This is a genomic window from Paenibacillus sp. GD4, assembly GCF_030846225.1.
Lineage (GTDB): Bacteria > Bacillota > Bacilli > Paenibacillales > NBRC-103111 > Paenibacillus_G > Paenibacillus_G silviterrae.
Genome location: NZ_JAVCYK010000002.1, coordinates 2,018,286 through 2,039,539, shown reverse-complemented (window position 1 = coordinate 2,039,539; position 21,254 = coordinate 2,018,286). Strand labels below are relative to the sequence as shown.

The 21,254-nt window shown below is 51.9% G+C and carries 13 protein-coding genes; 1 reads left to right on the top strand and 12 read right to left on the bottom strand.

The genetic code is table 11. The features are described from left to right. Positions 1–424: 424 nt before the first annotated feature. The 7 genes from RAC89_RS31585 to RAC89_RS31555 all read right to left on the bottom strand — a co-directional run bounded on the left by RAC89_RS31585 (position 425) and on the right by RAC89_RS31555 (position 11,117). A complete protein-coding gene (locus tag RAC89_RS31585) occupies positions 425–1,408 on the bottom strand; it encodes a Gfo/Idh/MocA family protein (protein ID WP_306617916.1) in 984 nt (327 codons plus the stop codon). Between the two features lie 8 nt (positions 1,409–1,416). Beyond that, positions 1,417–2,391: a Gfo/Idh/MocA family protein gene (locus tag RAC89_RS31580; RefSeq protein ID WP_306617732.1), complete on the bottom strand. Its 975-nt coding sequence runs from the start codon at positions 2,389–2,391 to the stop codon at positions 1,417–1,419. Between the two features lie 17 nt (positions 2,392–2,408). Beyond that, positions 2,409–6,476 carry an FIMAH domain-containing protein gene (locus tag RAC89_RS31575; RefSeq protein ID WP_306617730.1) on the bottom strand — a complete coding sequence of 1,356 codons (4,068 nt, stop codon included), beginning with the start codon at positions 6,474–6,476 and terminating at the stop codon, positions 2,409–2,411. A gap of 29 nt (positions 6,477–6,505) precedes the next feature. Beyond that, a complete protein-coding gene (locus tag RAC89_RS31570; protein ID WP_306617728.1) occupies positions 6,506–7,528 on the bottom strand; it encodes a ComEC/Rec2 family competence protein in 1,023 nt (340 codons plus the stop codon). Between the two features lie 78 nt (positions 7,529–7,606). Next, on the bottom strand, positions 7,607–9,241 hold the full coding sequence (locus tag RAC89_RS31565) for an extracellular solute-binding protein (RefSeq protein ID WP_306617726.1): 1,635 nt from the start codon (positions 9,239–9,241) through the stop codon (positions 7,607–7,609). 40 nt (positions 9,242–9,281) lie between these two features. Then, positions 9,282–10,169 (bottom strand): carbohydrate ABC transporter permease, encoded by an 888-nt coding sequence (locus RAC89_RS31560; RefSeq protein ID WP_306617724.1) that lies wholly within the window; start codon positions 10,167–10,169, stop codon positions 9,282–9,284. Positions 10,170–10,184: 15 nt separating this feature from the next. After that, positions 10,185–11,117 (bottom strand): ABC transporter permease, encoded by a 933-nt coding sequence (locus tag RAC89_RS31555; RefSeq protein WP_284646676.1) that lies wholly within the window; start codon positions 11,115–11,117, stop codon positions 10,185–10,187. A gap of 295 nt (positions 11,118–11,412) precedes the next feature. Here RAC89_RS31555 and RAC89_RS31550 point away from each other — a divergent pair, with 295 nt between their 5' ends. Further along, on the top strand, positions 11,413–13,686 hold the full coding sequence (locus RAC89_RS31550; RefSeq protein ID WP_306617722.1) for a helix-turn-helix domain-containing protein: 2,274 nt from the start codon (positions 11,413–11,415) through the stop codon (positions 13,684–13,686). Between the two features lie 418 nt (positions 13,687–14,104). Here RAC89_RS31550 and RAC89_RS31545 read toward each other — a convergent pair whose 3' ends face one another. The 5 genes from RAC89_RS31545 to RAC89_RS31525 form a co-directional block, all read right to left on the bottom strand. Continuing rightward, a complete protein-coding gene (locus RAC89_RS31545) occupies positions 14,105–15,217 on the bottom strand; it encodes an SGNH/GDSL hydrolase family protein (protein WP_306617720.1) in 1,113 nt (370 codons plus the stop codon). A 106-nt stretch (positions 15,218–15,323) separates the two neighbouring features. Beyond that, positions 15,324–16,844 carry an alpha-N-arabinofuranosidase gene (locus tag RAC89_RS31540; RefSeq protein WP_306617718.1) on the bottom strand — a complete coding sequence of 507 codons (1,521 nt, stop codon included), beginning with the start codon at positions 16,842–16,844 and terminating at the stop codon, positions 15,324–15,326. Positions 16,845–16,864: 20 nt separating this feature from the next. After that, a complete protein-coding gene (locus tag RAC89_RS31535) occupies positions 16,865–18,481 on the bottom strand; it encodes a response regulator transcription factor (RefSeq protein WP_306617913.1) in 1,617 nt (538 codons plus the stop codon). 1 nt (position 18,482) lies between these two features. Next, the gene (locus RAC89_RS31530) at positions 18,483–20,216 is read right to left on the bottom strand and encodes a sensor histidine kinase (protein ID WP_306617715.1); all 1,734 of its coding nucleotides are present in this window, start codon (positions 20,214–20,216) and stop codon (positions 18,483–18,485) included. A gap of 116 nt (positions 20,217–20,332) precedes the next feature. Then, the gene (locus RAC89_RS31525) at positions 20,333–21,223 is read right to left on the bottom strand and encodes a carbohydrate ABC transporter permease (protein WP_306617911.1); all 891 of its coding nucleotides are present in this window, start codon (positions 21,221–21,223) and stop codon (positions 20,333–20,335) included. Positions 21,224–21,254 lie beyond the last annotated feature (31 nt).

Here is a 21,254-nt window from a genome sequence, read left to right as displayed (position 1 = left end):
AACGAACGTTTGTTCCTTAATTATGGCATATATTGGTATATAAATCAAATGCCAGCAGCCATCGATATGCCCGCCGGGTTTCCATTGAATTGCATCCCCTCTTTCATTAAAGCGCGCTATTCTTGCCCTCCGCCTAGGTAGTCGCATTATTGCAACTGCGGTAGTCGAATTCATGCTCTTGAGCAAATGTAATCGCACATTTGCAATAAACGGATCCCGCTCACCCTATTTTGCTATCTTCAAGCTTAGGTAATCGCAAATCTGCAACTACACGGTGAATCAATTCCACATGATGCCGGTAATTGCATATATGCGATTAGAGCGGCCGCCTTGTTCATCATTTTCATGCCATCAGGCAAGTCAGGTGTGGCCCTCTCAGCCAAAAGAACCCGCCGGTTATCCCGGCGGGCTCTCCAAATCCTTTTTAATATCGCTTCACTTGAACCGCTTGGTTCGTTTTGGCGGATTCGTAGGCGGCCCAAGCGACCTCCACCGCGCGCAGTCCATCCTCACCTGTAATCGACGGGCTTCGGCCTTCACGAATGCTCGCCACGAACTCGCCGACTAGGGCGCCGTCCGAGCTGTCCCCCCATCCAACATACCGATGCGAAGGGATTGCTCCTTCCTCCCAAAGGGAACCGTTTTGCCCAAAGGCGTCGAGGTGGAGAACGCCCTTCGTTCCAACGATACGCATGGTCACGTCCCCCCAGGTCGAGAAGGTGGACGGCCTGGACCAGCTGGTATCCAGCGTTGCAACCACCCCATTCTCGAAGCGAAGAGACAACAGCCCGCAATCGTCCACAGGCACGTCGTGAAGCAGGGTGTCAACCTCCGCATAGACCTCCGTCACCTCGCTGCGAAGCAGCCAACGCATGATATCCGCTACATGCACCGTATGATCCAGCACCGCTCCTCCACCGGCGAGCTCGGGGTCGATAAACCATCCCGTTGGCATACGCCCATGGTTCGTAGCGGCGATAGCCACGATCTCACCGACGGAACCATTGTCGATCTGCTGCTTTACCTTTTGCACGGATGTGTTCAAGCGAACCGGGAATGCCGTCTGCAGGATTACCCCCTTTCGGCTGCAAAGCGCGATCAACTCGCGAGCTTCCTCTCCCACGGTGGTGATCGGCTTCTCCACCATAATGTGTACTCCCGCTTCCGCGGCGGCCATTGCATAGCCGAAATGCTTGCGGTTCTCCGTACAAATAATAACCCCATCCACGTCCTTCAGCAGCAGGCTCACATCTTCATAGTGCTTCGCACCGCTTCGTGCCGCCGCAGCATGCGCCCGCTCCGAGTCCTCGTCATAAATGCCAACCAGCTCCACATGCGGTAGCTGCTGCACGGACCGGACGTAGCTGTAGGCGTGCATATGAGCAAAGCTGATCATCCCTAAACGAATGGTTTTCATTAGCGCCCCGCCCCCATCTCCACCGGTTTCTGCCGTAAGGCGGATGCCGCTGCGGCCAATCCGATTCGCAGCGCCTCCAGTGCCTCTTCACCGGAAGTAAGCGGCACCGCACCGTTCCGGATACATTCCACGAAATGCTCAAGCTCCAGAGCGTACGGGCTCTTAAAGGTGGGACTCTCCGCAGCCACACCCTTAGCTCCTCCAAATTGTACAATGGTTGCGGCTGCTCCTCGGTCAAATTGGACCAAGCCTTTGGTGCCCGCTATCTCTATGGAAGTCTGGAACGGAGCTCCCTGAGGATACGCCCAGCTAGCTTCCACATGAGCCATAACGCCGCTTTCGAACCTCAGCAGGGTTAAGGTATGGTCGAACTGCTCCCGGGTTACTTGTCTGCTGAATACACGTCGTACTGGCCCGAAGCACCAATGCAGGAAGTCGAAATCGTGAATGGCCAAATCGATCAGCGGCCCCCCGCTTCTGGCATAGTCTGCAAACCAAGGCGACCATGCGGGAAAAGCCCCCGACCGTACCGTTCGCACGACACCTGGTGTACCCAGCCTGCCTGCAAGCAGCTGCTGTCTGGCTGCACGATATTGCGGATCGAACCGGACAACATGCCCTACCATGAAAATCACTTCGGCCGCCCGGCACGCTTGTATCATGGCTTCGGCATCCTCCGTTGAGGCTGCGATCGGCTTCTCGCAAAAGACGTGCTTGCCATGGGCCGCAGCCCGCTCCACCGCCCATCGGTGCAGATCCGTGGGCAGGCACACATCAACCGCATCAATATCGCTTTGCTCCAGCATCGTCTCCAATGATGTAAAGATCTCTGCGTTCCAAACCCCTGCCAGCTTCATCGCTTTCTCCGCATCGAGATCGCACACGGCTGTCACCGCCGCTCCCTCGAACTGGCGGTACGCCTTGTGATGGGTCTGGCCCATAAACCCCGCCCCGACCAAACCGATTTTGATCATAAACTCAGCAATCCTCCTTATTCGATCTTACTCCACTGCCCAAGCAGGGCTCCCGCTTTCAGCTCCAGCGTGGCCTTAGCTTCAGCCGTGACCCGACCCTGCAGGGAAGAATTGCCCAACTGCTTCAGGAAATCCTGCAAATGCTTCGCCGCTTGTGCGATAGAGCCTTTTTCGTAATGATGCGCGACCTGCTCCATCCGATTACTTAGCTGCATCGCCAATGGTCCGGTCACCTCACCCGACGCGATGTACCCTTGCAGCAGCCCCTGGATAACAGGTAAATTTACTTGCGTCGTGACGACAAGCGTAGGACTTGGCTTCGAAGCCGTTCCCTTCTCGTCTTTGGCAATAACATAAAATTCATAGCGGGTATCCGGTGAAAGCCCATCCACTCGATACACAGCATCGCCCACTGTAGAATACACGGATTCGGTCACGGAGGTCAGCAGGCTGCCGTTCCTATAAAGATCATACGAAATTCGCTCCGCGTGCTCATCACGGACTCGGTTCCATGCCAATTGAGCCGATACATCCGTAACTTGAAGTGCTCGTAAATTGGCCGGACTATCAATCTCATTGCGGGTCGTAAAGCTCCAAATGTCCGATACCGTTCTGCCGCCGAAAGCATCTTCCGCCAGAGCATACCAGGAGTAGTTCTGCAGCTCTTCAAGTCCGTTCCACTTCTCTTCCGCCGTCCCTCCGCTTGGAACCTGCTGCGCTTTACCGATCACCTTATCCGTATACACGCGCACCTGCAAATAATCCGTTGCCACGCGCTTCAGGCGGGGAGTCAGCTCCAAGGCCAGTGTCGTCTCATCCTTCCCGGGATATTCGGACGGATCGTAATAGTTGTAATCGTTCTTATACGGAGAGTACGTATTAACATAAATCGTATTGCTTTCCGTATCAAAATGCAGCAGCTTCATATACCCCATGCCGCCTTCTTCGAAGCCTTGGTAATCGTTCAGCATCTGATACACTCTGCGATCGGGTGCACCGTCGCCATTGTCATCGATCTCATCCGTTAAAAGCGCGCTGCCGGTATAATGGCCGCTGAGGACCGCCGCAACGTTCTTATTTTTCAAAACAACGTCCTGATACACCTTGTTTCCTGTAATCGATCTGGTACCGTTCGGCTGCAAATAATCGTGCAGGCTGACCACGGCAATCCGATCAGGGTGCTCCGATAACACCTGGTTCATCCAGGCCATATCCTCTTCATTCACACCCCAGCCCATGTACAGAAAAATAAAATCATTGCCGCTCGCGGAAATCAAATCGTAATGCCCGCGATTGTTTTTATAGCTCTCCCCGTAGTACGGCTCCTGCTCAAAACGTCCTGCGCCGAAATACTGCTCATAAGTGGTATAATCGGAATCTGTAGTTCCCACGTCATGATTACCCGCGAGCACGCCATAGGGGAGATCCGCATCCTCCAGCACTTGCATATACTGGCTCGCGCGCTCCCATTGATACCTCGCCGTTGGCTCGTTGACCAGATCTCCCGTATGGATGACATACCGGATGTTCATCGCAGCGGCTTGATCCCGGATCCATTTCACCTGGGATTCGTAGATATGCGGATGCAGCTCGGAATAGAACTGGGTATCCGACATCCAGGCGATGGTGTAATCATAATCCCCCCGAGCCGGAATCTGGTCTTGGACCATCACTTGGATGACCCGGTCCTTCACATAATGCTCACCGGAGACTAACCCGGTCAGTTCAAAATCCTCTTCAGTGGACGGAACGAAGGAATCGACCGCATCCCACTTTCCGCTGCTGTGGTTCCATGCATACATCGTCACCTTCCGGTCCGGCAGCGACTTGCCCTCCCAGAATACTTCCACTTGATCTCCTGCCGAGATCTCCTCCTTCAGCTGCACCTCGAATCGAAGGTAAGGAAATTGCAGAGTGGAATCTACCGTCACATAACGGCCATCCGAAGAGGCCAAATCCGCTGTTTCCTCCGGGGTAAGCCTTACTTCGCCAATGGGTCTTGCAGCTGAAGGCGGCTCCCAAGCCGTTGCATGCTTGAACAGCTGCAGCTGCGGTGCCTCGGCATCGTATACGTATCCCTGGCGGAACGACACGTTCAGCTCATCGCTCGTCGGATCGCTGACGGAGACCTTCAGCACCGGATCGGCATTCACATCGTGCTGCCCGTTCTCAGGTGAGATAAGAACGGGCTTATACGGATGCTCCTCCGGCGTCGTAAACGCAATCGTTCTTTCGCTTCGATTCCCTACGTTGTCCGTTGCCGTCAGCTGCAGGGTATGTACACCCGGCGCTAAGGCAGTGGACGAGGTAGCGTAAGGTACGACGATGTCTTGGCCGTCCAGCTTCACCGTCTTGCTCTTGATGCCTGCAACCGCATCGGATGCGGCCGCTTCCACCGTGAAGCTTCCCTTGTACCGCTGGCCCTCTGCCATATTGGTCGTGAGGACAGGTCCTGTATTATCGACGTTTACTCGGACCCGAGCCTCACCCTGGTTAGGCGCTACCGCGCTTACGGTATGCGGCCCGTCCTGCATTGCGTTCGTAGGCCAGCGATACACCAGCGCATTCAGCTTCTCCGGAGCGATGTCGAACGTAAAGTACACAACAGGCAAGAACCTGCCGTTATCCCCCACATCGATCAGCTGGCTCGTATTGGCATACTCCTTCGATCTCAGCACCGTACCGTCCGCCAATACGAGTCGAACGTTCCGAATATCGTAATCGTCCAGATTCGTTTCCGGGTTGTCTTCAAAATACGGCCTTACAGATGAGCCGGCCCGCAGTGCAATGATGTTCTCTCCTTGCTTCAGCCGCTCGGGCTCGATAGGCGCAATGACCGTATCGAAATTGTTCACGACCTTATCGGCCATAAACAAAATGTCCTTGCCCATCGTAATGGCATTTTTCCCGTTCATGCCTTGCCCTTCAAAAACGAAGAACGCCTTCTTCTCCATAGCCCGTTCTCCGCCGCTGACTGGCTTCCCGTCGATGGCAAGCTGCAGCTGTGACGGATCGGTTCCGTTCACGGCCGCTTTCACCAAGGTTTCTCCGCTAACCATACTCCCCTCCGTAAGGTTCATTCGCGGACTTACGGGATTCGTCAGCTGGATCCGGCTGATCGGGCTTTGAGCTTCATTGTAGCCGTCAGAAGCCGTGAAATAATATTCCAAACCGGGGCTTCCGAGCAGTTCCAGCACTCCGAGCTTGTAGTGATAGATGCCGTCTTCCCCACCCTTCTTCAGCTGAGCTGTCAGGAAGGATGCTTGCCCGTCCATTCGATAATGCAGCGTCAGCGTCTTCACCATGCTATCGTCCGTTGCTTCGGCGGTGATCAGCAGCTCCTCCGTCGGATCACTTGCCGTGAGTCCGGTCTTGTCCCTAATGACAGGCGGCAAGATGTCCGTTATCGAAACCGGCACAGCCGGTACCTGCTCAGGCTCCACTCTTCCCGGTGTCCCAGGCTGGATCCCTCCGCTGATGAGGGCCATTTTGTTCGTTCCGTCCTGCGGATAACGATAAATAATGCCCTTATCCGGCTCCGTGATTTCCTCTCCCTCGTTGTAGAAGGCCGAGACAAGCTCATGTCCCGTATTGGTCATGACGACAACCTCGCGCATTCGGCTGTTCGCCATACCTCCTGAGTAGATCCGGACAATATTTTTATTTTCTACCAGATTCACCTGGAAATTGGCGTTGAAGTCCGCCACGGTTGCCGCGCCGTTATAGGTGTTAATGATCCATAGAACCAGTGTTTTCCCGGGTTCGATCACGACATCCTCCGGTACGGGAACCCATACGGTCTCGCTTTCCAAATAACGATATAGTATTTTGTAGTCCTTGAAATTCATCGGCTGATCCGTGTTATTGTATACCTCAATGAATTCGTACCCGTCGGCTCCGTTTACATTCGTCGTATCGGGAACAAGCTCCGTGATAAGAACCGGAGGCACCACCGCCGCGGCGGTGGCAGCATGCGCCTCGTACGCAGCCCCATGGAGCGGCAGAGCCGCGCTTACCGTCATACTTAGGGAGAGCAATAGAGAGCATATCGGTCGTTGAAGCTTACCTTTTCTTTTCTCTTTCATAGCATCCTCCTTGGAATGATAGAATCACTCTACTTCTGAGCGGCGCCGGACCTTGGCGCCCAATCCTTCTCGGTAACCGTACGTATGACTTTCCCATCTAGAATAAGCAATACATTGCCGTGCAGACCGGTCGAAAATACCTGCGCCCCCTTCTTCTGATACCGCTCCATCAGATTGGGACTCTGAAACAAATTTTGACTCATGACGGCATACTTAGGAGTAACCGCTTGCATGAACAGCTCCGAGGATGACGTCGACTCGCTTCCGTGGTGCGGGACATGCAGCGAATCCGCATCCAGCTTCTCCGCCAAAGGAGAGCCGATCAGCTCCATCTCCCGGTGCTTGTAAATATCGCCCGTGATTAAGTAAGATTGGCCGCGGAACGTCATTCGCAGCACCATGGAGTAATCATTCATCTCCGGTGCGGAGAAGGTTTTGATAGCTCCCGGCAGCTCTCCTTTCGGCGGGCTTAAAACCTCAAAGCTCACCTCCTCTCCCAGCTTGAAGGTGGAGCCCTCTTCAAGAATTTCCTTGGGCACCTGCTTGGCATCCAGGGCGGCGATTGCATTCCTGTAAGACGCCGAGCTGGGATAGGGCAAGTTCTCCATATAGAAGACGCCGATCTCCTTCTTCTGTGCAACGGTGGCGAAACCGCCGATGTGATCCGTATGCGGATGCGTATTCAAGGCGATATCCAGCTTCGTGACCCCTAGCTTATCCAGATAGCTTACTACCTGTGACCCGACCCCGGGCAGTCCCGAATCGATAAGCATGCTTTTTCCGTCCGGCGATTGAATCAGGATGCTGTCTCCCGTCATCTCCGGGCCCTCCAGATAGAAATAGCGGATCGTAAGCTGATCCTTATACTTCTCCTTATCGAACACCTGATCCGTCCGCGGCTTCTCCTGCGGAGACGGCTGAGCTACGGAAGGAGCCGACTTTGCCGGTACATCCTCCAGCGTAACCTCCGTACAGGCTGCAAGCACCAGTAGCGATGCAACCGCCCCGGCTCCTGCCAGCCCTACGATCTGCTTTCTCTTAAAAGCCGCCAACCTATGCAACTCCTTTCTCTGAAAATGCGCACAATAATTGAGAAGAGCGGCTTTGCTAACAAAGCCGCCTCTCTGTCGTTACTTGCTCTTGCTGTATCTGTCGTACGCTTGCTTGTAAATCTTCATGTACTGATCCATTCCCATCTTCTTCACGGTATCCACATACTTATTCCATTCGGACATGGGCTCGGCACCGGTAATGAACTTCGCCTCCATCTCCCCGATGTAGGTATGAATATCGGAGCCTACGGAAGACATGAATTCCGTTTCCTCCTCCGTAAAGTTAAAGGCATTCCAGATTTCCTTCAGCGCATGCGGCTCTGCCTTCTTGCCCGCAGCCACCGATTCCGGCAGCGTCTCCGAGCCCTTGAAATACTTCTCCTGCACGTAACCCGGATAGCTTCCGCCGAGCCACGTGATATATTTCGCCAGCGCCTGGTCCATCGTCAAGCCGCTTGGATTTTTCGTGATTTCTTCCACAAACTCCAGCTTGCCGTCCGCCGTTTCCTTATAGGTTTGGCCCTTCAAGCCCATGAAGTAGAAGGTAGCCCCTTCATCGCCGTAGAAATAGTCGATCCAACGGACCGTTGCTTCTACATGCTTGTTCTTATCCGTGATGACGAACGCACCCGGCCATACCATCGGCACCTTCAGATGCGTGTAAAGTTGATCGCCGTGCGGCCCTTTCAGTGCCCCCAGCCCTACGTACCCTGTCTGATTCATCTGTGTCGTCGGGTTCGGATTGATCGTCGCCCCGAACACCCCGGTTTGTCCCTTCGCGTAGAGCGCGCTGGTCTTCACCGTGAAGATCTCCTTATCGATCAGACCTTCGGCATAGAGCTTGCGAACATACTCGATCACTTCCTTGTACTTCGGATCGGTACGGAAGAAGCGGAGCTCCCCTTGCTTGGCAGGGTCCATATCGACGAATTTATGGCCGAGACCGCGGTTCCCGAAGCCCCACGCCCCGCGAAGCTGCTCGATCAACGGGTTAATGCCGCCGCCCGCATAAGGCACCTCGTCCGCCTGTCCATTGCCGTTCGGATCCTTCTCTTTGACCGCCTTCAAATATTGATAGAATTCCTCGGTCGTGGTAGGCTCCTTCATGTTCAGCTTGGTCAGGAAATCCTGCTTAATCCAGAGCGGCGTACCGATCAGCATCGGTAGGAAGCCCGGATCATAGAAGGATGGGAAGGAATAAATGCCTCCGTCCGGCATGGTCAAACCTTTTCGAAGGTCGGGATACTTATCAAGCAGCTTTTTGAAATTCGGTGCGTACTTGTCGATATAATCGTTCAATTTGACGAAGGTGCCCTGAGCTCCGTATTTCATCAGGTCGGCGGCACTCACCCTTGCGGAGTAGAAAGCATCCGGATAGTCTCCGCTCGCCAAAGCCAAATTCCTCTTCTCCGTTAAGTTTTCGAAAGGAACCAGCTGAAAATTCACCTTGATGTTGCTCATCTTGGCGTATTCCTTCCAGACCAGCGTTTCCTCGAAGTTATTGCCGTTGGTTGCCGCCTTACCTGTAAAGAAGGTGAGTGTGAGCGGCTCCTTCGCAATCGGAAAGCCGGTGCTGTTCAAGCCGGCAACCTCCTCCTTCTTCGCTCCTTGGCCTTCTGCCGCCGGCGTTTCGGCTCCGCTGCTGCACGCAGCAAGCAAGCCTGTCGACATGGTAACAGCTAGAGTAGCTGCCGCCCATTTACGCTTTTTCATAGACAAACCCTCCTGATCATATTTGCAAAATATCGGAATCTCAGCCTTTAATCGCACCGATCATAACGCCTTTGACAAAGTACTTCTGGAGAAACGGGTAGAGGGTCAAAATCGGCAGGTTGGCCACGATCACGATGGCGTATTTCACAGCCTCCGCATCCATCATGGTCTTTAACAGCGTATCGTCACCCACGCCAATCATCTCGTTCATCTGCCCCTGTACTAGAATTTCCCGCAGAAACAGCTGCAGTGGGTACTTATCGCGATCGTTTAAATAAATCATCGCGCTAAAATACGAATTCCAGTGGCCAACGCTGTAAAATAGGACCATGACCGCCAAAATCGGCAGCGAAAGCGGAAGCACGATGCGCGTCAGCGTTTTGAAATTGGAGCAGCCGTCCATCGCAGCCGCCTCCTGCATTTCGTAAGGAATCCCCGTTTGGAAAAACGTCCGCATAATCATGATGTTCCACACGGAGACCGCACTTGGAATGATCAACGCCCAGAAGCTGTTCAGCATGCCTAACTGCTTCACGAGCAGATAGGTCGGGATCATTCCGCCGCTGAAAAACATGGTAAACACAATGAGGGCCGTAATGACATTCCTGCCGTCAAAATCCTTACGCGACAGCGGATAGGCCGCCGCTACGGTCATGACAAGATTCACTGCCGTACCTACCACCGTATAAAGAATCGTGTTCATATAACCTGTCAAGACATCTTTGTTCTCGAACACCTTCTCATAGCCGACCCAAGTCAGCTGTTTGGGCCATAGCCATACCTCGCCCCGCATGACCGCTTCCGGACTGCTTATCGACGCGACCAGGACGAATAACAGCGGATACAGAACAATAACGGTGATGACCGAGAGAACAGCGAGAATACTACGCTCAAGCCACAGATCTCCCCGGCTTTGCAGCAGTCCCATAAAGCTCCTCCCTCCTTACCATAGGCTGGTTTCATTGACCTTACGGGCAATACGGTTAACCGTCACCAGCATGATGAAATTGATTACGGAATTGAACAAACCGACAGCCGCCGAATAGCTGTACTGCGCCCCGATAATACCGCTGCGATATACATTCGTAGAGATAACGTCGGAGGCCGACATATTGAGCGGATTCTGCATCAGGAATACCTTCTCGAAGCCGACGCCTACGATCGATCCGACCTGAAGAATCAATAGGATGATAATGGTCGGCATGATGCCCGGCAAATTCACATGCCAGATTCGCTGCCAACGGCTGGCGCCGTCTACACGCGCCGCTTCATGAAGCTGAGGATCGATTCCGGCAAGCGCCGCCAAATAAATGATCGAGCTCCATCCCATCTGCTGCCAGACGCCTGACAGGACATATACCGTCTTGAACCACGCGGGATCCGTCATGAAGGGAATCGGTTCTCCCCGGAACATCGTCACCACTCGGTTGAGCAATCCGGTCTCCGGTGAGAGAAAGATCATGATTAACCCTACCATAACGACCGTCGATAGAAAATGGGGAGCATACGTCACCGTCTGTACGAAACGGCTGAATTTCTTCGAACGGACTTCATTGAGCATCAGCGCCAGCAATATCGGAATCGGAAACCCTACAACCAATTGGTAGATCCCGATACCCAGCGTGTTTTTCATCAGCCGCCAAAAGTAGTAGCTTTCAAAAAAGCGTTCGAAATGCCGGAACCCGACCCAGGGACTCCCCCATATTCCTTTGGTAGCAATGAAATTTTTGAACGCAATTTGCACTCCGTACATCGGTACATATTCAAATACCAAGAAAAACACCAGCACCGGAGAGATAAGCAGATAAAGCTGCCAATTGCGTCTCATGCGCTTCCCGAGGGACACCAGCGCACCTTTCCGCTTCGTCTGTGCCATCACACGACCGGCTGATTCTATAGATGCCGCTTCAGACGTTTTCAAAACATTCGTTCACCTGCCTTTGCTTCAGTCCTAGTTGGTTTCGGTTGTGATTCGATCATATTCCGCCAGGCGCTCTGCGGCAATTGACTTATTCTTTGTTCCCTAGCGGGAAGTTGGTTATATAAGAAATGGATAAGGATAAAAGAAAATGATAATTCCGTAATGGAAGCCCTTCGTGTAATATAAGTAGAAACCCGTTTTACGTCCGCTGACTTATACTACCCCTTACATAAAGGAGAATCAGGCACTAATGTGGACCCTAATGAAGCGTCAGTCGCTTTTCGTAAAAATCTTTCTTAGCTTCTTAACCATTATTTTGTTGTTTGTATCCTTTCATATGATTTCGTTTCAGTTTTTTACGGACAGAATCCAGACGGAAATCATTCAGCATAACCAGCTCAGCTTGAGAAATACAGCCGACCGCTACCAGACACATTTCACACGGATCAAGACGCTTCTTTTCAGCCTTTACCATGACGAGAAGCTCGTAGCCTTCAACCGTCAGCTTGTCTCCAGGCCGGATGCGGAAACGAATTATTGGCTGGCCGGGGAGCCCCTCAAGGAGGTGCGTTCCCATGCCTACAACCCGATGTTTTATTTGGATAACCTGATCATCCTTTTTACCCGTCCGGCGTTTGTCATTGAGAAGGAAGGCACGAGCGATTCGGACCTGTTTTTTTCCCGGTTTTATCAAAGTCCGGTCTATACCGCTGATTATTGGAGCAAGCTGTCGCAGCAATCCGGCATCTACTTGCTTCATCCGGCGGAGGAATTCCGTGTAACCGGCCTAAATTCGGATCAGAATACGCAGCTGCTCCCGATCTCCTTCCAGATGCCCGGCAAAAATTACCGGGTCATCGCCCTGCTGGATGCCGCCAAAATGCTTAAGGCCTTTCATAGTCAGGAGAAGGACCCCCGATTTATGATTTTGAATCCGGACGGCAGCCTGCTTTACCGTTCGTCTCAAGAAATATCGACGGAAGGCTTGCCCTTTTTCGATCGGAATGAGGATTATCAGCTGAAGAACGGTTTCTACTATTTTGCCGTGAAGGATAAGGAAGCTCAGCTGACCTTCGTTACGGCTGTGCCTTATTCTTATATCTCATCCCAAGTGTCGAAGCTGAACATGACCATGTATATCATCCTGGCCATCTCCGTCGCCATCGGCATTACCGTATCCTGGCTGCTAAGCCGCGGCATCAATCGTCCTTTGAAGCAGATCGTAGCGTCCATTCTGCACCGAAATCCGGGAAGCGTGGACAACGCCATCCACGAATTCGATCTAATCCACCGGGAGATGCACGAGCTGATCCGTGAGAAGGAGGAAATTCATACGGAGATGCTGAGTAAAAATTCGCTTTTGACGAGCTACGGCTACATCAACAAGCTGAAAGCAATCAATTCGGATATTAACGATTGGAAGGATGTCCTGGCGACGGACCAGCCCTACGTTATTATTATGTATCAGCTTCAGTTTCGCAGCGCACCGGCCGGCGGCGAGCCTGCCATCGTACCCGAGAAGGCGGCCTATTATATTCGTGAATATATCCGGGTGCTGATGTCTGAGCGGTTTCCGTCGTCCCATACGTTTCAGATCGAGAATAATCAGATTTTGTCCTTCGTCACGATGGGTGAGAATCCCCATGTACTCGATTCCGCGCTCGCTCAGCTGAAGCAAATCTTGGACCGCGATCGCCAGTACTTGCTTGTAACGATTGCCGTTAGTCCGGTTTATCGCCATTCCTCCGGCTTCAATGAGGCATATCGTATCGTTCTTCAAATGCTGGAGCAAGCAAGACCGGTTGAGGAAACGCAGCTGATTACCACGCTCCATAACGGCTCAGGGCTGTTCCTGTTAACCCCGTCTCAGGAGCAGGAGCTGAATGCAGCGCTGCTGGCGGGCAATGAGCGGGCCTGCATGCTGCTTATCGAACGGGTGCTCGACCAAATGGCCAAGAAGGACGCTTCCTTACAGCAGTACCGCAGGATCGGAGAGGGAATGGTGGAGCGAGTATGCAGGGTCCAAGGATCATTCGGCTACCACGAGGACATGGCGGCATTGCAGGAGGAGCTGAACCGGCAATTGAAGGATTGCTATTCGGTTCAGCAATTTAAGGAGTTTTACCGTATGCTCTTCTCGGAATGCGCGGCCATTGTGAACCGCTTCAAGGCCGATAAGGACGATACACTTGAATTCATCATGAACAGCGTGGAGAACCGCTATGCGGAGGATATCTCGCTCGATTTGCTGGCTGATAAGCTGAATATGTCCGCAGCTTACTTGTCGGTGTATATTAAAGAGAAGACCGGCATGAATTTTAGCGATCACATCAACCAGGTCCGGGTACGCAAGGCCAAACAGCTGCTGGTCGAGACGGATTTGAATATGAACGATATCGGGCTGCAAATCGGATATCGCAACGTGACTTCTTTCAACCGGATGTTCAAGAAGCTGACGGGTATGGCCCCGGGAGAGTACCGGAAGCAGCACACCCTTCTAAGGGAAGGGGAACCGATTCAGTAGGGGGTATAATAAGAGAGCGGCAATCCGTAGAAAGACTAACTCCGAGATTGCCGCTCCACCCCATGCCCATTCCCTTTTTGATCACTTCTTGCCTGGCTCTACTTCTCTTTTTCGTGCTCGGAATCCGTTCCTATTCTTACCTTCGATTTGATTTCAGGGCCATTTGCCTGGTCTTCAGCCATTGCACTCCCGCGAAGATGCCTATTCCCACAAATCCCGCTCTGAACTTCGTTTCGGATCGTGGATTTCTGCACTATAGCAGCATTGCATCCCTTGCCCAACTCTTGACGGCTTCCCATAGGCGACACCAAACCAATCTTGAAAAAGGGCTGGAGAGGCCTAAAAATCATCAGAGGGTACCCCATCCCATACTTTTACTTTTTGGCGAAGCCCTTTCACAGAAGTGACAAAAAGACGGTCATAGACCGCCTTTCGAAAGTACATTTCGCAGCACTGGCTCGAGCCCATTCGCCATCAGCAGAAAGCCCAGATCGGTAGGGTGCACTCCATCCACTGTGGCCTCTGCGGGCTCCTCTCCCAATAAATCGGAGCCGTCAACGAAGAACAGCTGCGTATCCCCCGCTTCCTGCAGCTTCCGGATAAGCTCCCTTTGAAAATGCAGCCGCTCCAAGCGGTTCTTGCGTAATTCGGGCCTATGTACTTCTCCCCCGTGCACAATTCTGGAAACCACAACCAGAGGAACCGACGGATGAGCTTCCCTGTAAATGCTTATAAACTCAGGAAGTGTACGGCAGTAGCGCTCCGTATCGCAGTTGGCTTCATAATCCAGCACAAGGCAGGCCGGGTCTGCAATAGCGGAAATCAACCGCGCCAGCTCCGGCTCCCCTTTTCCGTTACCGGAAAAACCCAAATTGATACACTCCAGATTGATTCTGCGGCTTAACAAGTTCGTATAGCTCATTCCGGGGCGTGTAGCGCACCCTCCCTGTGTAATGGAGGTGCCATAGAAGATGACCCGCTTTGGCGATTCGTATGGGATGGGCCCCGTAACCGTTGCCCCGTCCTCCAGTCCGATCCACAGCTCCTTCACCCCTTTATACAAGGGAAGGTTTAAGGTGAATTGACGAAGCTCTTCATCGGTTCCGGCGTAGACCTCACTTTCATATGCATCCTGTCCCGAAGGAAAGCGGGCTGTGCCGGCATAAACCATGCTACCCGGCAGGCCGATATAGGCGTCGACGCCGCCTTCGCCGGTTGCCGGCATGTGATACATGCCCGGAGTGCCGCTCAGCCGCACTCTTACAGCCACCCTCCTGGAGTTTGTCCGAAACCGGATCTGCCCTCCCGAGGTACAGTTGGCTAGGCTGTCAACGGCGTCGGATACAGGATATTCGGGCCGAACGGGAAGCCTCCGGTACGTCTGATCCGCCGCTAGCCAAGCGAATCCGGCAACCTGAAACGGATCCGCAAGCGCAGCATACCAGGTCAAGCCATCCCCTGCGGCTCCTGGAACGATCATATTGGCGTCCCACTGAAGAGCATTTACATCTTGCTGCTTGTTCCCGGTCATGGGCCATTTCTCCTTTTCGGCTGACGTTATTTAAGCTTACTCACGGTACATGGGAAAGTTTGGTTATAAATCTATACTCCGGATTCAGTTACTGAATGCATCGGCTTCATTGTTCCTTAACCGTCATAACGACAACAGACATTGGCGGCAGGTTTATCAAGAGCTGTTCATCCGCAAGCTCGAAGTCAAGGAACTCCTGTGGGATTACATTCTCAGGCTGCTCGAAGGTATTATGCGCGCCCCAGTCCGAAGCCGTCAGGATTTTTCCCGTAATACCGGCATTACCCGCAATGCCCTCTAACTGGATGTCAAGATGAGCGGAGCCGCGGGGATCCATATTACAGAAGCTCATATGAATGGTACCGAACGCATCCTTAGAGGCCGATGCACTGATCTGCTGAATCGTCTGTCCTTCCCATTCATATACGCCCTTATTGTAATCAAGATCGAGTCGCTTCGCATCCTGATGAACCTTAAACATTTCGAATACATGATACGTCGGGGTCAGAATCATCCTCGGCCCCTCAGTCAGGACCATCGCCTGCAGAACGTTTACGGTTTGCGCAATATTGGCCATCTGTACCCGGTCACAGAAATCATGGAAGATATGTAGGGTAACTCCGGCCACAAGGGCATCGCGAAGAGCATTCTGCTGATAGAGGAACCCCGGATTCGTCCCCGGCTCGACATCAAACCAAGTACCCCATTCGTCTACGATCAAGCCAATTCGTTGATCGGGATCGTACTTATCCATAATCGCGCCGTGTTCTCGGATGAGCTCCTCCATAAACAATGCCTTCTTCATCGTGATGAACCATTCGTTTTCGGTAAAATCCGTTGCCGATCCTTTACTCTTCCATGTACCCGGAATCGTATAATAATGCAGGCTGAGACCGTCCATGTAGGATGCCGCATTCTTCATCAGGACCTCTGTCCATTCGTACCTGTCGTTAGGCGCCCCGCATGCAATTTTGAATATTTTGTTATCGCCGTAATTACGTACATAAGTCTGGTACCTGCGATACTCATCGGCATAATATTCAGCCCGCATATTGCCTCCGCAGCCCCAGCTTTCGTTTCCTATGCCGAAATAGGTCAGGCTCCATGGCTCTTCGCGTCCGTTCCGTTTACGTGCTTCAGCCATAGGGGATTCACCGTTAAAAGTGATGTACTCGACCCATTCGGACATTTCCTGAACCGTTCCGCTGCCAACATTCCCGCATATATATGGCTCACAGCCAAGCAGCTCGCAAAGCATCATGAATTCGTGGGTACCGAAATGGTTGTTCTCGACCACACCGCCCCAATGGGTGTTCAGCATCCGTTTCCGTTCTTCACGGGGCCCGATCCCATCCTTCCAGTGATATTCATCCGCGAAGCATCCTCCGGGCCAACGGAGCACGGGGATGGCAAGGTTCCTAAGCGCCTCCAGTACATCGTTTCGAATTCCATTAGTATTCGGGATTACAGAATCTTCCCCTACCCAAATACCTTCATAGATACAGCGGCCGAGATGCTCAGCGAAGTGCCCGTAAATGTTGCGATTGATCGTTCCTGTTTCCTTGCCCGCCTTAAGAACCGCTTTCAAACTATCTCTGTCTTTCTTGATCACATTACCCTCGTTCATCCAAATCAACGCTCCTTTTCTTATCTCCGCAGAGATTCCCTATATTCCAAAGGCGCTACTCCGGTCATTTTCTTAAAGAATCGGGTAAAGGAATGAGGAGCCTCGTAACCGATTCGGATGCCGATGTCTGAAATCTTCAACTCGTCTTGCTTGAGGAGCTCCCTGGCTTTACCCACTCTTACTTCCTCAATATACTCGGAAAGATTGACACCGCACTCCTGTTTAAAAAGACGCGATAAATAAGAGGGATTGAAATGAATCACATTCGCCAGACGTACGAGCGACAAATCCTCGGCAATATGCTCCTCAATGTAAGAACGGACCTTATCAATGGCTGCAGCCGCCCTGTTCCGTTCCCCGCTTCGCCTGAGGACAAACAGCGAGTCCGCCGTCCGCCGCAGAAAGGCAAACGCCTCACGCCAGGATGCATGCCCATCACTCTGCATGAGGCCGACACAAACAACCTTTTCATGAAGCTCCCAGCGGTTTATATAAGACAACAGGATAAGTGCTATCATGTAATACAGCTCCGTCAGGAAGGACCCTCCCGTTCCCCGACCATCGAGCGCCGGCTCCGTCAGTTCATCCAGGAGCTTGAGAAACTCCTCCCTCCTCCCCCCTTCCAGGTATGCCGTTAGTGCCTCTGCTTTATCACGCGGTGATCGTTCTCTTGACGGCAAGGACGGCTCGGAAGTCTCCATGTTCACCGTCTGCACCATCTGGGCGCCGTCCCCCGCTCGCAAATGCTGCTGACGCTTTATCTTATCGTAGAAGACTGATAGCAGCTTCCACTCACACGGTTTGCCTCCCAGTGTAACGGCAACTGTCAGATCCAAGGATTCCGTGCAGGCTTGCTGGATAAGCTCGAATTCACCTTCCAGAAACCTTACGGTTCGAGTATAAGCTTCCTCCTTTGGTATCCCGGATTCTGAAGACGGCTGAATTAGCCAGAAGAGGTCACCATAACGATCGATCATACCAAGGCTTATCGTTCTTTCCGCGAGGAACGTTTCCGCGAGAAACTTGACTGCTAGTGCCGCCTCTTGTCTGTCGGCGAACGAATTATGGATACCCTTCTGCGTCAGGTCGCCAAGCGCTACAAGGACGGGCAAGGAAGGATCAAGGGGGATATCCAGCCTCCGAAAGTCCTCTTCCAGCTCATCCGCGGCTCGCGCACCATGAAGCAAATGCTGGAAATAGTTTCCTTGAGCCAGTGTCTCAAGCGTGGTCAGATTCTCCCTTGACTTCTGAATCAAGTTGTTGATCCTCAGGCTGTTTTCCAATTCCTTGATAGCCTCACGCACTGCATTAATTACCTTATCGTACCCTTCGCTCTTGAGCAGATAACTTACACCCGGCATTTGAATCGCCCGATAGATGTAGTCGAATTCGTTAAAGCCTGTCAAAAAAATGACCTTGCAATGCGACCAATTGCGCCGAATGTTCTCCATAAGCTCCAGCCCGTCCATACCGGGCATACGGATATCGGATAACACGATGTCCACCCTCGTCCGGTTCATCAAGTCCAACGCTTCCCGTCCGGAGTAAGCTTTATATAGATCCAGGCCGAGATCCAGCTTGTTGAATATCTCAAACAACCCGTCCGTTATAATCTCTTCGTCATCAACGATCAGCATTCTATACACGGGCATCACCTCCTTTGAAGGGAAACGTAGTGGTCACCTTTAATCCGCCAAGGCCGCTTCTAGATGCCTCTATCCCATATCCTTCGCCGAACATGATCTTTATGCGTCTGTGAATATTGACCATACCCGTCGTCTCCGTCCGATCATCTTCGTTTGCCAGAGAAGCCTCAATCCGATGTAGTACCTCATCTGTCAGACGATCGCCGTTATCTTCGACCACAATGCGGATATCCGTCTCAACCCGCTCGAATCGGACGACAACCAATCCGCTATGAGCCATATGCTCCAAACTGTGCTCGAAAGCGTTTTCGATAATAGGCTGTACAATCAGGCGGGGGACCAAAACCGACTCAAATTCCACAGGGAGGGACTCGAACTGTACCCGAATCCGCCGCGAGAAGCGCAGCTCCTGAATTTCGGTGTACATTCTGGCATGATGAATTTCCTGTTTCAACGTGACCTCATCTGAAGCATTGCGGGTTACAAACTGGAAATACTCACCCAGCTGTCTCGTAAATTGCTCGATGCGTTCTACATCCCCCGTCTTCGCCATCGTACTGAGAATAAAGAAACTGTTATATAGAAAATGGGGGTTTATTTGTGACTGAAGCTGCTTCAGTTCGGCCCGTTGCGTCATGATTTTCAGCTTATAGGCTTGATCGATCAAAAATCGAAGATTGGTGACCATTTGGTTAAATCGGCTATATAAATACCCGAACTCGTCCTTAGCCCCATGTGCGATGACTACGTCCAGATCTCCGTTCTCCATACGACGAAAACTCTTAACAAGCGTGAACATCGGTTTGTGAATAAATTTGTAGGTAGATAAAGCATAGACGCCAATAATCCCGAAAGCGGCTGCTGCAAACAGCCATGCCAATATATAAAACTTTTCAAGCGGTTTCCGGACGATTTCTTCGGGAATGAATCGGTAAATGGACATATCGAGATAATCGGAGCTCGCATGAGCGGTATAATATCGGCTTCCCGAGATTTCATAGATTCCGTCATGGCTATCCGGAGTATCATTTTCTTGTACTATGAGAGAGATCGTTTCTTTCTGAAAATGTTGGGAGGAACCGCTCGCAAGAATGACGCCGGACTTATCCGAGAATAATAAGGTCCCGCTTCCGGCATACGTGTTGAATTGTTCCAGCGCCTCCTGCAGCTTCTTTGTATCCAGCTCGATTTCGATAATAAACACCGGGTCGGTCCCCTTGATCCCCCCCAGCTTGGCCGCGTTCAAGAAAAGTCCACCCTGCCAATCAATAACCTGTCTGTTCCGGCCGCCCAAAACGGAGCTAATCTCGGAATAACGTGCCGTATCAAGCTCATAAACCCCATCTGCAGACGAAATGGTTTTCGAATTGAGGTGGATGTGAGCATTCACATTCTTGATATACTTACTGCTGTTTTGAATGGTGTAGAGACGTTTCCTTACCATGTTGATTACTTCCGTGCGTTTAATTGTGTCCATATGTTCCCAGACCAGCGCAAGCTCATTGAGATCTTCATCCTCCAGAAGACCGTACTGTAACAGCTTCATTCGTTCGATTTCATTCCCCAGATCGGTCAGATAGAAGGTGATCTGAGAAACCGCCGTTTTGGAAATGTCTTCACTTGCCGTCTTTACGACCCAATGATACAAATAGACGCCAAGCAGAATAATAGGCAGCATAATAAGCAAAAAGGTGACGATCAGTCGAAGAAATATGGTATTTCGCAAGGAGAATGATAAACGATTGAACAACATGTGCGCCCCCAGCGTTTTCCACCATTATAACTTGAATGGCAGAAACCCTGCTACGGTTAGTTAAGAACTTAACCGCACAGCTATGCCTGTTATCCTTTCACGCTGCCAAGTACGATACCTTTCACGAAGTATTTCTGCAAGAATGGATACGCCAGAATAATGGGAAGAGAGCCGAGGAAAATCTGCGATGCTTTCAGCGTCCGGTCGGAAATTAGCGCCAGATTTAGTAAATCGTCACGTGACATATTCGCCATATTTTGCTGAATCACGATCGTCTGGATGTAGCTTTGCAGCGGATAATGGGCCGGGTCTCCCATAAGAAGAAGGCCGTCAAACCAGCTGTTCCAATGCTCGACCATCGAAAACAAGGCTAATGTTGCAAGTGCCGGCTTGGAAACCGGAACATAAATTTTCCAAAGTGTCGTCCAGTGGCTTGCGCCATCAATGAGAGCCGCCTCCTCAAGCTCCTTCGGCAGATCCCGGAAGAAATTAAGCAGCAATACTACACTAAAGATGGGCACCGCGTGCGGCAGGATAAGAGCCCAGATCGAGTCGAGCAGATTGTACTGCTTAATCGTGGAATACCAAGGGATCAGTCCGCCGTGAAAAAGCATGGGAATAAAGAATATCCAAGCGTAGACAATCCGAAATCGGAACATATGGGATTCCTTAGATAAAGGATAAGCTACCAAGATCGTTAGCAACAAATTTAATGGCGTTCCTATGGCGATACGCTCCAAAGAAACAAGCATGGATTGCCAGAACGCTCCCCGGCTGGCCGTATACGAATAGGATGCCAGTGTGAAATCAACCGGCCATAGCTTCACGTAGCCTGCTGCAGTTGCAGCGCTTGAGCTGAACGAAACCGCCACGACATGAACGAGCGGAAGCACGCATAGTAGTGAAACCAGGATGAGAAAGGAAGTATTTACTACGGAAAACCATTCGAACCGTCTGCGCCTGACAGGCGACTGGGTCAAGCCTCCCGCCGTTAGTCTCGTAGATGACTGC